The sequence below is a fragment of the Testudinibacter sp. P17/SS/0325 genome (assembly GCF_053570765.1).
The window spans coordinates 795,065-807,935 of sequence record NZ_CM131635.1 but is presented as its reverse complement, the minus strand read 5'-3'; the positions used below and the strand labels follow the sequence as shown (position 1 = coordinate 807,935).

General features: G+C 50.6%; 7 protein-coding genes. 2 read left to right on the top strand and 5 right to left on the bottom strand.

Annotated elements, in window-relative coordinates; genetic code table 11:
* Nucleotides 1–2: 2 nt before the first annotated feature.
* The gene (gene malQ, locus ACWA50_RS03910) at nucleotides 3–2,099 is read right to left on the bottom strand and encodes a 4-alpha-glucanotransferase (RefSeq protein WP_431054012.1); all 2,097 of its coding nucleotides are present in this window, start codon (nucleotides 2,097–2,099) and stop codon (nucleotides 3–5) included.
* 10 nt (nucleotides 2,100–2,109) lie between these two features.
* The gene (gene malP, locus ACWA50_RS03905) at nucleotides 2,110–4,512 is read right to left on the bottom strand and encodes a maltodextrin phosphorylase (RefSeq protein WP_431054011.1); all 2,403 of its coding nucleotides are present in this window, start codon (nucleotides 4,510–4,512) and stop codon (nucleotides 2,110–2,112) included.
* A 192-nt stretch (nucleotides 4,513–4,704) separates the two neighbouring features.
* Here malP and malT point away from each other — a divergent pair, with 192 nt between their 5' ends.
* A complete protein-coding gene (gene malT, locus ACWA50_RS03900) occupies nucleotides 4,705–7,410 on the top strand; it encodes an HTH-type transcriptional regulator MalT (RefSeq protein ID WP_431054010.1) in 2,706 nt (901 codons plus the stop codon).
* Between the two features lie 59 nt (nucleotides 7,411–7,469).
* Here the strand turns inward: malT and malG are convergent, their stop codons facing one another.
* The 3 genes from malG to malE form a co-directional block, all read right to left on the bottom strand.
* Nucleotides 7,470–8,360, bottom strand: coding sequence for a maltose ABC transporter permease MalG (gene malG, locus ACWA50_RS03895; RefSeq protein ID WP_431054009.1), 891 nt, complete (start codon nucleotides 8,358–8,360; stop codon nucleotides 7,470–7,472).
* A gap of 10 nt (nucleotides 8,361–8,370) precedes the next feature.
* Nucleotides 8,371–9,936, bottom strand: coding sequence for a maltose ABC transporter permease MalF (gene malF, locus ACWA50_RS03890; RefSeq protein ID WP_431054008.1), 1,566 nt, complete (start codon nucleotides 9,934–9,936; stop codon nucleotides 8,371–8,373).
* Between the two features lie 81 nt (nucleotides 9,937–10,017).
* Nucleotides 10,018–11,205 (bottom strand): maltose/maltodextrin ABC transporter substrate-binding protein MalE, encoded by a 1,188-nt coding sequence (malE, locus tag ACWA50_RS03885; RefSeq protein ID WP_431054007.1) that lies wholly within the window; start codon nucleotides 11,203–11,205, stop codon nucleotides 10,018–10,020.
* A gap of 395 nt (nucleotides 11,206–11,600) precedes the next feature.
* Between malE and malK the strand changes: the two genes are divergently transcribed.
* Complete coding sequence (gene malK / locus ACWA50_RS03880) at nucleotides 11,601–12,719, top strand: maltose/maltodextrin ABC transporter ATP-binding protein MalK (protein WP_431054006.1); 1,119 nt, start codon at nucleotides 11,601–11,603, stop codon at nucleotides 12,717–12,719.
* The last annotated feature ends 152 nt before the right edge of the window (nucleotides 12,720–12,871 follow it).

The following is a 12,871-nucleotide window of genomic DNA, read 5'->3' as shown; positions in this document are numbered from 1 at the left end:
TGTTAGCGCTCCTTCCGTATCTCCGCCACATCCCGCAACAACTGCCGCACTTGCGGATCCGCAAAAATTTGATCTAAAGTGCGGTTCAAGCGTCTGCGCCAGTTCGGGTATTGGGTGCTGGTGCCGGGGATATTGACCGGTTCGGTCATGCCGAGCCAGTCTTCCGGCTGCAAGCCGAACAGGGCGCTGTTGACCGCCGCCACATAGCGTTGCAACTCGTGGTTGAACGCCAACGGGCAGGCGGAGTGCAAACTCTCGTCCACCCCCTCGGGAATGGCAATCTCGGCTTCACGCAGACGCTGTAAAATCTTGGCTTTGGCATTGACTCGATCCCGTTGTAAAATTGCCAAGATTTTCGGATCGGGATAGACGTCATACTGCTGCCCCAACTCAAAATCGTGACCGCGCCAGTAACCGTTGACGGTCGGCAGATCGTGGGTGCTCAAGGTGGTCATCGCCTGATACGGATACTCCGCCAACGCACGGCTCTGCCCTTTTTGATCAAATTCAAAATAGAAAATTTTATAGGAAAAAATAGCGGCGTTTTTCAGCTTGCTGATAATCGCTTTCGGCACTGTCCCCAAATCTTCACCGATAATCATGCATTGTTGTCGTTGGCTTTCCAACGCCAAAATCGCAATCAAGTCGTCCACCGGATACGCCACATAAGCGCCGTTTTTGGCGCTGTCGCCACGCTTCACCCACCACAGCCGCAACAGGCACATGATGTGATCAATGCGTAGCGCACCGCAGCTTTGCATATTGGCGCGGATCATCTCGATAAACGGGCGGTACGCCTGCTGTTGCAACACATGCGGATTCATCGGCGCCAAGCCCCAATTTTGCCCTTGCGGCCCTAAAATGTCCGGCGGTGCGCCGATCGAGACCGTTAAACAGAACAACGATTTATCCAGCCACGTTTCCGCGCCGTTCGGAGTCACGCCCACCGCCAAATCACGATACAAACCGATCGGCATGTTTTGTTGGCGGCAGAATTGATAGCATGCCTCAAGCTGTTCGGCGGCACACCATTGCAACCACGCGTAAAACCGCACTTCGTCTTCATGTTCGCGTTGGAAATCGGCGACCGCAGCGGCGTGATAATCCTGATATTCCGCCGCCCAACAATCCCACCCCCACTGCTCGGCAAAACGGGCGCTCAAATCGGCGTGCAACGCGTCAAAGGTGGCTTGCACTTGCAAACTTTCACCGCCTTGTTGCACAAAGGCTTGGAACTGTTGTTGCCGCTCGCTTATGGTGTGTTGTTCAGGGGTGTGTTGTTCAAACTGGGCAAACGCAAGCTGCAAGCCGTGCAATTTCAACGCCATTACGGCGCTGTAATCAATCCAATCCGCCTTGCGTAACTGCGTCAATTGCTGTTGTACGGCTTCCGATTGAAACCAGCGTTGCGCCGCCGCACTTTGCTGAAACTCCGGCAGGTTCGCCACATCGATATAAATAATATTCAACCAGTTGCGTGACGACGGGCTGTACGGGCTTGCCCCCTCGGGATTTGCCGGGAACAGGGCGTGAATCGGGTTCAAGCCGATAAAATCGCCGCCGTTTTGCCGGAATTCGGCTAAAAATTGCCGTAAATCGCCGAAGTCGCCGACGCCCCAATTGCTTTCCGATTTCAGGGTGTAAAGCTGCACGCAACTGCCCCACAACTTTTGCTTGGCTTGGATTTCAGGCGGTTGGTAGCATTGGCGCGGCGCAACGATAATCGTCGCCGCAGCGGCGTGCCGACCGCACTTTAAGCTTAATCGATGATAACCGAGCGGCAAATCGCGCGGCAAATTCAGGGCATTCCGTTTGATTTTGCCTTGTACGCATTCGCCGTTTTCTAACTGCAATTGCCATTCGCCGTGATAACGCTGCCCGTTATGCACATTCAGCCGCAAATAAGCCGGGCTGTTATGGTAAAACACCTTCACCGGCGGCAACAGGTTTTTCGGCATATTTTGCGGAATTTTGCCGTCAAACGCAGCCAAAATCTGGCTTTTTACCGCACTTGACGCATAACTGCGCAAGCCGTGTTCATTGAAAAAATAACGCTGAATACCGGCGTTGGCAAATGCCTGTTCTACTTTATCCGTCATACCGCACTTCCTATTTCTTTAACCAAATCCGTTGCTGATAATCCCTAATCGAGCGATCCGAACTGAACGCCCCCAACCGTGCGGTGTTCAAAATCGCACTGGTCAGCCAAGCCTCTTGATCGAGATAACGCAAACCGACTTCCTGCTGCGCCGAAACATAGCTGTCAAAATCGGCAAACACCAAGAACGGATCACGTTCGAGCAGGCTTTCGAGCATTAAACGGAACTGCTGCTTGTCGCCGCCGCATACGTTTTTCTTGGTCAGAAAATCGACCGCTCTTTTCAGCGCCGGATTGGTTTTATACACCGCTTTCGGGTGGTAACCGGCTTGCAACAGCGCACGCACGCTCTCGACCGTATGCCCGAAAATAAAGATATTCTCTTCGCCGACCATTTCGGCAATCTCCACATTGGCGCCGTCGAGCGTGCCGAGGGTGAGCGCACCGTTGAGTGACAATTTCATATTGCCCGTGCCGGAAGCCTCTTTGCCCGCCATCGAAATCTGCTCGGACACGTCCGCCGCCGGAATGATTTTTTCCGCCAGACTGACACGGTAATCCGGCAAAAACGCCACTTGCAGCTTGTCTTTCACGCTTTTGTCGTTGTTGATCAGCTGCGCCACGTTGTTGATGGCGTGGATAATATTTTTCGCCAAATAGTAGCCCGGCGCCGCTTTGCCTGCGAACACGAACAGCCGCGGGGTGTAGTCCATATTCGGGTTATCTTTCAACAGCTGATAGCTGTGAATGATGTTTAACAAATTCAGGTGCTGGCGTTTATATTCATGGAAACGTTTGATTTGAATATCAAAAATCGCCTCGCAATTGACCCGCAAGCCTAAGCTGCGTTCGATCTCCTCCGCCAAAACCTGCTTGTTGCCCTGTTTGATTCGTCGGTACTCCTCACGGAAACCGCTGTCGTTGACCTGTTTTTCCACCCCGCTAATCAAAGACAGATCCCGTGTCCAGTCGCCGTCCAAAGTGCGGTCTAACAAATTCGCCAAGTTCGGGTTGGCTAAACGAATCCAGCGACGCGGGGTGATACCGTTGGTGACGTTGCGGAATTTGTTCGGGAACAGTTGATGGTATTCAGGGAACAGATCACTGACGATTAAATCGGAATGGATTTGCGCCACGCCGTTGACCGCAAAACAGGCGACCACGCACAAATTCGCCATTCTGACGCGATAATCATACAAAATCGCCACTTTCTGCCAAATTTCGGCATTTTCGCCGAATTGCGCCATCACTTGTTGTTGAAAAATTGCGTTGATTTTATCCACAATTTGGAAATGGCGTGGCAGCAGGCGTTTAAACAGGCGCTGATCCCACTGTTCCAATGCTTCCGGCAACAATGTGTGGTTGGTATAGGCAAAAGTGCGGTTGCAAATCGCCCACGCCTCGTCCCACGAAAGCTGGTATTTATCTAATAACAGCCGCATTAATTCCGGAATAGCAAGGGTCGGGTGGGTGTCGTTCAGTTGGATAATCTGCTTTTCCGGCAGTTGTTGCAGGCTGTAACCGGCGCTGAAATGGCGATCCAAAATGTCCGCCACCGAACAGGCGCAATGGAAATATTGCTGCATTAAACGTAATTTTTGCCCGTTTTGATGGTTATCGTTCGGATACAACACTTTGGTCAAGGCGGCGGCAGCCACCACCTGTTTTTCCGCCTTCAGGAATTTGCCGTCGTTGAAATCGGCAAGATCGAACTGCTGTTCATTGTCTGCCTGCCACAAGCGCAGCGGTTGCACCACGCCGTTGTTATAACCGAACACCGGCAAATCATAGGCTTTGCCCTGAATCAACAGCGCCGGTGTCCATTGGTATTGATCGCCCTGCAAGCGTTCACTTTTGCCGCCGAAACCAATCATACAGCTTTTGCCGCTGTTGTAAGTCTGCCACGGATAGTGATTGCGCGCCCAATCGTCGCCCTCTTCCGCTTGTTTGCCGTCGTTGAATGACTGTTTAAATAAGCCGTATTGGTAATGCAAGCCGTAGCCGGTCGCCGGTTGCCCAATCGCCGCCATCGAATCCAGATAACACGCCGCCAACCGCCCCAAACCGCCGTTGCCCAATGCCGGATCGCGTTCCTCTTCCAACAGATCGCTCAACTCGATTTGGTATTGTTTCAGGTATGACCGCACTTGCTCATACCAACCCAAATTCAGCAGATTATTGCCGCTCAGCCGCCCGATTAAAAATTCCATCGACAGGTAATTAACATGGCGCAGATCCGACACCAGCGGCTTGCTGTCGGCATAGGATAAATCCAGCACCGCCTGCGACACCGCTTGGTACCACTGTTGCAGGCTGAGTTGCTGCGGATTTTCGACGTTTAAATAACGGCATTGTTTTTTAATCGCCAAGTCAAATTGCTGACTGTCGAACGGAAGGGTTTGTGTCGCTGACATGAAATTGTCTCCTGATATTTGAATAAATGTAACCGAATGATTTGGCACCATTATGCAATAACCCGATGATTTTTACTCCTCCTTGTTGCAATCTTTATGGGAGGATAATCGGGGCGTAAACGGTTAGCGCTTGTATGCCTCGCCAATAGCTCTTATCATTAGCCTATTCTTATCATATTTGCAGGAAAAATCATGCTTATTCCGTCAAAACTCAGTCATTCGTCACGTTTACAGCATATCGTTGTCCGCTCCCGTTTGCTGACGCTCTTGGAAAAAGCCTGCCACTATCCGTTAGTACTGATTAACGCGCCGGCCGGTTACGGCAAAACCACGCTGTTATCGCAATGGGCGGAAACCCAACCGCATATCGGTTGGTATGCATTGGACGAAAGCGACAATGAGAGCGAACGTTTTATCGCCTATTTCCGTGCGGCGTTGGCACGGGCGACCCATCAGGAAAGCGGCAGTACCGCCGCCAATCCGGCGCAAACCAATTTTTTGGCGGCGTTGAGCCGATTATTAGTCGAAAGCAACCAGTTCAAACCGCACTTTTTTGTGGTGATTGATGACTATCACTTGATTGATAACAATGAAATTCACGAAGGGCTAAAATTTTGGATTAAGCACCAGCCGCAAAATATGACCCTGATTCTGATTTCACGCACCATGCCGCCGCTGAATATCGCCAATCTGCGCGTGCAGGAGCTGCTGTTGGAGTTGGACATCACCCAATTGCCGTTCACCCACGAAGAGAGCCGCCAGTTTTTTCTTGACCGAGGTGAGGAATCACTGTCGCAACACGAGGTTAACCAGCTTTGCGATCAAGTCGAAGGCTGGCCGACCGCACTTCAGTTAGTCAATTTATACGCCCGCCAGCATAATACCTCGTTGCACGAAGCGGCAAAATCGATCACCAAAATCAACAGCAACCATATCAGCGAATACCTAAACGACGAGGTGTTTCGCAATCTCGCTGCCGACACCCGCCTGTTTTTATTGCGCTGTTCGCTGCTGCGCTCGATGAACGAATTTCTGGTCGAAAAAATCACCGGTTTGTCCGACAGCCGCCAACGCTTGGATCAGTTGGTGAAACAGGGCTTGTTCGTCTATCCGATCAATATCGATCAACAAGAACAATGGTGGCGTTTTCACCCGTTGTTCGCCTCTTTTTTAGAGCATTTCCGCGAGCTGGAGCTGCAAAACGAATTGCAGCGTTTACATCAACAGGCCGCCGACGCTTGGCTGGAAATCGGTTATTCCACCGAAGCGCTGTATCACGCCATGCAGTTGCAACAACAAGATACGCTGTTGGCAATGCTGCAACAAATCGGCTGGCAACTCTATCATCAAGGCGAGCTGAAATTACTGGAGGAGAGCCTAAGTGCGGTTCAGTTGCAACAGCTGGCGATCTATCCGCGTCTGGTGCTGCTCAAGGCTTGGCTGCTGCAAAGCCAGCACAAACACCATGAAGTCGGCGGTTTGCTGAAAAAATTCGCCGTCGCGGTACAACAACAGCAAATTGCGGTCGACCAGCCGCTGCAGGCGGAGTTCGACGCCCTGCGCGCGCAGGTGGCGATTAACGCCGGCGATGATCACACCGCACTTCAGCTTGCCACCACCGCGTTACAGCACCTGCCGCAAGAAAAGCAGTATGCCCATATCGTCGCCACCGCCGTGATCGGCGAAGCACAACATTGTCGCGGGCAGCTGAACCAAGCCTTGAAAATGATGCGCGAGGCGGAAAAACTGGCGCAGCAAAATCAGGCGTACCACCATATTTTATGGTCGCTGTTGCAGCAGGCGGAGATTCTGCTGGCGCAAGGCTTTCTGCAAACCGCCTATGATATTTTGGACAAAGCCACGTTGTTAGTGAAAAAACAGCACCTGCAAAAACTGCCGATGTATGAGTTTTTACTGCGTCTGAAAGGGCATATTTTATGGGAGTGGTATTCGCTGGATAAAGCCGAAACCATGGCGGAAGCCGGCTTGCAGGTGTTGGCGGACGAAGCGGATAAATTGCAGTGCCTGTCCTTATTGGCGAAAATTTCGATTACGCGCGGCAATTTGGACAACGCCGAACGGATTTTACGCCGTCAACGCAGCCTGCTGCAAACCCACCATTATCACAACGACTGGCTGTCGCACCATAACGAAGCGGAATTGTTGTATTGGCAGATGAAAGACGAAGTGCAGCAAACCCGCTCTTGGCTGCTGCAAAGCGACAAACCGGCGCAGGACACCAATCACTTTTCCCACCGCCAATGGCGCAATATCGTGCGTGCCAACATTATCTTGCAGCAATACGACGACGCGTTACTCCTCAGCGAAAAACTGATCAGCACTGCCAGAACTTATAATTTTATCAGCGAATTAAACAAAGATCTGGTGCTGCATAACCGTGTCTGTTTTCTGCAAGGCAAATTCGTCGAGGCGCAAAAAAGTTTGTTGGAGGCGTTGGAAATCAGTAAACAGACCAACTTTATCAGTATTTTTGTGATCGAGGGCGAAATTATGGCGCAGCAGCTGCGCCAACTGCTGCAACTGAATATTCTCGATGAACTGCTGACCCACAAAGCGCAATTTATCCTGCGCAGTATCAACCAGCACTACCGGCATAAATTCGCCCATTTTGACGAAACCTTCGTCGAAAAATTGCTGCAAAATCCGCAAGTGCCGGAGTTGTTGCGTATCAGCCCGTTGACCCAACGGGAGTGGCAGGTGCTGGGCTTAATCTATTCCGGCTACAGCAACGAACAGATTTCCAGCGAGCTGCAAGTCGCCCCGACCACCATCAAAACCCATATCCGCAACCTGTATCAAAAAATCGGCGTCAACAACCGCGCCGAATCGATTGAATATACCCGCCGTTTGTTGACGTTGATGGGGTATTCCAATTGAGCCTAAACCGCACTTTGCCGGTAATCGGTAAAAGTGCGGTTGCCTCAACGCAATAAAATTTAGCCTTTCACCCCACCGGCGGTCAAGCCGCCGACCAGCCAGCGCTGCGCCAGCAGGAAAACCACGGTGATCGGGATTGCCGACAGCACCGCCGCGGCGGCGAAATCGCCCCACAGGTAGTTTTGCGGATAGAGATATTGCTGCATGCCGACCGCCAACGTGTAGCTGTTGACATCGCGCAGCAACAGCGACGCCACCGGAAATTCAGTGATGGCGGCGATAAACGACAGAATAAACACCACCGCCAAAATCGGTACCGACAGCGGCAGCAACACCAAGCGGAATGCCTGCCACGGCGTAGCGCCGTCCAGTGCGGCGGCTTCTTCCAGCGAACCGTCGATGGTTTCGAAATAACCTTTAATCGTCCACACATGCAACGCAATGCCGCCGAGATAGGCGAAAATCACGCCGCCGTGCGTGTTCAAGCCCAAAAACGGCACATACATTCCCAAGCGGTCGAACAAGGCATACAGCGCCACCAGCGACAGCACCGCCGGAAACATTTGGAAAATCAACATCCCCTGCAAAATGGTCTTTTTACCTTTGAATTTCATGCGGGCGAAAGCGTAAGCGCAAGTGGTGGACAGCGCCACAATCCCGATCGCACTAATTCCGGCGATTTTAATTGAATTCCACAGCCACAACAGCACCGGAAACGGCGGCTTGGTGATTGAGCCGTCGGCATTGATCACTTCCATGCCTAACGCCAAGCGCCAATGCTCCCACGAGATTTGCTGCGGGATCAGATCGCCGAGCGCCAAATTGCCCGGCCGCAGCGAAATACCGATCACCATCAATAACGGAAACAGGATCAGCGCCAAAAAGCCAATTAACAACAGATGGGTTGCCCACAAACGGTAGCGCATTGATTTCGGTTGCACCATTGCCATATTTTTTCTCCTAATCCAGTTTTAACTTGGTGGCTTTCAAATTGAGCAGTGCCAGCCCGCCGACCAACAGGAAGATAATCGTCGCGATCGCCGCCGCCAAACCGAAATCTTGTGCGCCGCTGCCTTCAAAGGCGATACGGTAGGTGTAGCTGACCAATAAGTCGGTGTGCCCTGCCGGCGTGGACGTGCCGATCATATCCGGACGCCCGTTAGTCAACAGTTGGATCAACACAAAGTTATTGAAATTAAACGCAAACGAGGCAATCATCAGTGGCGTCAGCGGTTTGATCAGCAACGGTACGGTGATTTTGCTGAAATTTTGCCAAGTGCTGGCGCCGTCCATTGCCGACGCTTCGTATAAATCTTGCGGAATCGCTTTCAGCAAGCCCATACACAAAATCATCATATACGGATAACCCAGCCAAGTATTGACGATAATAATCATCACTTTGGCTAACGTCGGGCTATTGAACCACTCCGGACGGATACCGAACAATTGGTTTAAAATCAAGTTGATTTCGCCGAAACTTTGGTTAAACAACCCTTTGAAAATCAAAATGGAGATAAACGCCGGCACGGCATAAGGCAAAATCAGCAGCAGACGGTAAACGCCTTTGCCGCGCAACGGTTCCCACTGCACCACGCACGCCAGCACCATGCCGATCACCACGGTAAACAACACGGTCAGCAGCGAAAACAGCACCGTCCAGATAAAAATCTGGATAAACGGTTTTTGAATGCCGTCGTCGGTAAAAATTTTAACGAAATTGCCCCAGCCGGTGCTGACGGTATAACCCGGCTCCAGCGTTTCGCTTTGCCAATTGCCTTGCGTATCAATCCGTTGGAAAAAACCGATCTCGTTATTGGCTTTATAACGCTTGCCGTTTTCCAGATTAACCAGCTCTTCGTTTTCGTCGTTATACTGATAGCGCTGGCTCTGTTGGGCAAACTGGCGCAGCGAACTCATGCTCAATTCGTTGCCGTCCGGCAGAATCAAACGGCTTTGTTGCAACGCATTACGATGTTCAATCACGGTTTTAAGCGGCACGGCAGGCTGTGCGCTGACCGCACTTTCGGCGTTTAACGCGATCGTTTCCGCCCCCAACGCAAACTCATCGGACAGGTAGCTTGCGCCCTGCGGCGAGGTCACTTCGATTTGCCACCGGTTGTCCGGCTGTGCGAACAACTTGAAATTGTATTTCTCGCCTGAAAAATAACGCTGTTGCGACAGCACGCTGACCGCTCTTTCAAAGGCAAGCTGGTTGGTGCCGCTGTAATTGGTAAATGCAATCACAATGGTGCAGACCAGCGGAAACAGAATGAAAATCCCCATGCCCATAATGCCCGGATAAACATAGCGCCAAGCGTAAGTTTTCCGGTTGGCGAAAACATAGATGCCGGAGCTGATCACAATCAGGGTGAGAATGGCAAACAGGATCTCGCCCTGCAGATACATCACCGAAACCAGATAAAAATCGAGCAGCAGTACCAGGGCGATTAGTCCCCATTTAAGGTATTTGGCCGCCGCAGACGTATCCGTCAGCGACCAAAGAGATTGTGTGGTCGTTTGTTGCATAAAACCGCCTATCCGAAAAAAGAGACCGCACTTTTACCTCACGGCGTTCGCCGACGGCAGATAAAGTGCGGTTGAAACCGATTATTGCGCCTTGATACGGGCGGCGGCGTCATCCAGCGCTTCTTTCACGCTTTGGCGCTGATTCACCGCATTGATAATCGCACTGCGCTCCGCATACCAGAATGCAGCCATTTGCGGTACATTCGGCATGATTTCGCCGTTTTCCGCATTTTGCATGGTGGCGGCAATGCGGCTGTCTTTTGCCAGTTGTTGCTGATAAGATTTCAGCGCCACCGCACCCAACGGCTTGTCTTTGTTGACCATATCCAAGCCTTCATCGGTCAGCAGGTAGTTTTCTAAAAATTCGACCGCCAAATCCTGATTCGGGCTGGCGGCGTTGATCCCGGCGCTCAACACCCCGACAAACGGTTTGGACGGCTGACCATTCAAGGTCGGCAACACGGCTACGCCGTAATTGATACCGCTCTTTTCAATGTTGCCCCATGACCACGGGCCGTTAATCGTCAACGCCGTTTGCCCTTTATTAAACGAGGCTTCGGCGATCGCATAATCGGTATCGGCATTGATAATCTTATTTTTCACCATATCGACAACAAATTGCAAACCGCGCAACGAACCTTCGTTATTGACACCGATATCGTTCACATCATATTGGTTATTGGTGTATTTAAATGCATAACCGCCGTCAGCGGCAATAATCGGCCAAGTGAAATACGGTTCCGCCAGATTCCACATGACTGCATTTTTGCCCTCTTTTTTCAATTTGGCGTCCAGCTCGACGACCTCTTCCCAGGTTTGCGGCGCTTTCGCCACTAAATCTTTGTTATAAATCAATGATAAGGCTTCAATCGCCACCGGATAGCCGATGATTTTCCCGTTGTAACTTTCCGCGTCCCAAGCAAAAGACACGAATTTGTCTTTAAACTCCTGACTCGGGTGCAATTCGCTCAACAAGCCGGATTGCGCATAGCCGCCGAAACGGTCGTGTGCCCAAAAGACGATATCCGGGCCGTCACCGGTCGACGCCACTTGCGGATATTTCTCTTCCAATTTATCCGGATGTTCGACCAACACCGGAATGCCGGTGTCCGCTTCAAATTTTTTACCGACTTCCGCCAATCCGTCATAGCCCTTATCGCCGTTGATCCAAATGACCAGCTTGCCCGCTTCCAGTTTTGCCATGCTGCCGCCGGAAACCACCAACGCCGCAACCGCACTTAGGGTGAGTGTTAAAAATTTATTTTTCATATCGACTGTCCTTAATTTAAATTTAAGTAATAACAAAAGTATTGTGTTTGACATCCTAGTTGTCGCCAATAATGCCCTTTTTACGGCTAAAATGACATCATCCCCCACACTCCTCCCCGCGCTGGCAAACGGTGATCTTGATCACACAAATCCTGGTTTTTGCGATAATGATCACAAAAAATAACATGATAAACAAGATCCTGATCACAATATCGGGGCATAAAAAATATTTTACGATTTTGCGTTATTTTTCATCTCCCCCTTAAAAAAACGGCCGAAGGAGGATTTTTTTCTTGCATTATCGCTGCATACTGGCCACCATAAAATTTTAATCATATTGAGTTATCAAGGGATAAACAGCGGTGAAAACGCCGTAAGGCTTACAGGGGAAAATTATGTCGAGTCTTTCTTTACGTAAAATATACAAATCTTATGGCGATATCCATATCTCCAAAGATATTAATTTGGAAATTGAAGAAGGCGAATTCGTCGTATTCGTAGGCCCCTCCGGCTGTGGTAAATCCACCTTATTGCGCATGATTGCCGGCTTGGAAGACATTACCTCCGGCGAACTGTATATCGGCGACACGTTGATGAACGATGTGCCGCCGGCAAAACGCGGAATCGGCATGGTGTTCCAATCTTACGCCCTCTATCCGCACTTGGACGTGGCGGAAAATATGTCGTTCGGCTTAAAACTTGCCGGTGTTAAAAAAGAGGAGCGCAATAAACGGGTTAACCAAGTCGCTGAAATTTTGCAACTGGCGCATTTGTTGGATCGCAAACCGAAAGCCCTGTCCGGCGGTCAACGCCAACGGGTCGCCATCGGGCGGACATTGGTCTCACAGCCGCAAGTTTTTCTGTTGGACGAACCGCTCTCCAATCTCGATGCCGCATTGCGGGTGCAAATGCGGGTGGAAATTTCAAAATTACACAAAAAACTCAACCGCACGATGATTTATGTTACCCATGATCAAATCGAAGCCATGACCTTGGCGGATAAAATTGTGGTGTTGAATGCAGGCGGAATCGCACAAGTGGGCAAGCCGTTGGAGCTTTACCACTATCCGGCCAACCGCTTTGTCGCCGGTTTTATCGGTTCGCCGAAAATGAATTTTCTGCCGGTGAAAACCACTGCGGTGGAGCAAGCGCGGGTGCAAATCGAATTGCCGGACGCCAATCACCATCGTTTTTGGATTCCGGTCGCCGGTGACGGCGTGAAAGTGGGCGAAAATCTGTCGTTGGGCGTGCGTCCCGAACACTTGATTCCGGCGGCGCAAGCTGAAGTTAAATTAAAAGGCATTGTCACCGTGGTCGAACTGTTAGGCAATGAGACCCAAATTCATCTGGAAATTCCCGAAATCAAACAGCCGACACTGGTTTACCGGCAAAACGATGTGGTACTAGCCGAAGAAGGGCAAGTGATGGATATCGGCATTGTGCCCGAGCGCTGCCACCTGTTTAAAGAAGATGGCAACGCTTGCCGGCGGCTACATCGAGAGATAGGCGTATAGCTTAACCAACCTATTGTTTTTATTAAAAAATTTAAATATTCCGACTATTTTATCAATATTCGGACGGGATATTTTTGTCTGTAAAACCCGGCTTATCCGCTTCGGTGACGATAAGCAAATGAAAAATGTAGTAATTTTAACCAATAAAAGAG

Excerpts from the sequence above, each read along its gene's own strand:
- malQ (WP_431054012.1), bottom strand. The coding sequence starts at position 2,099 with ATGACGGATAAAGTAGAACAGGCATTTGCCAACGCCGGTATTCAGCGT.
- malP (WP_431054011.1), bottom strand. The coding sequence starts at position 4,512 with ATGTCAGCGACACAAACCCTTCCGTTCGACAGTCAGCAATTTGACTTG.
- malT (WP_431054010.1), top strand. The coding sequence starts at position 4,705 with ATGCTTATTCCGTCAAAACTCAGTCATTCGTCACGTTTACAGCATATC.
- malG (WP_431054009.1), bottom strand. The coding sequence starts at position 8,360 with ATGGCAATGGTGCAACCGAAATCAATGCGCTACCGTTTGTGGGCAACC.
- malF (WP_431054008.1), bottom strand. The coding sequence starts at position 9,936 with ATGCAACAAACGACCACACAATCTCTTTGGTCGCTGACGGATACGTCT.
- malE (WP_431054007.1), bottom strand. The coding sequence starts at position 11,205 with ATGAAAAATAAATTTTTAACACTCACCCTAAGTGCGGTTGCGGCGTTG.
- malK (WP_431054006.1), top strand. The coding sequence starts at position 11,601 with ATGTCGAGTCTTTCTTTACGTAAAATATACAAATCTTATGGCGATATC.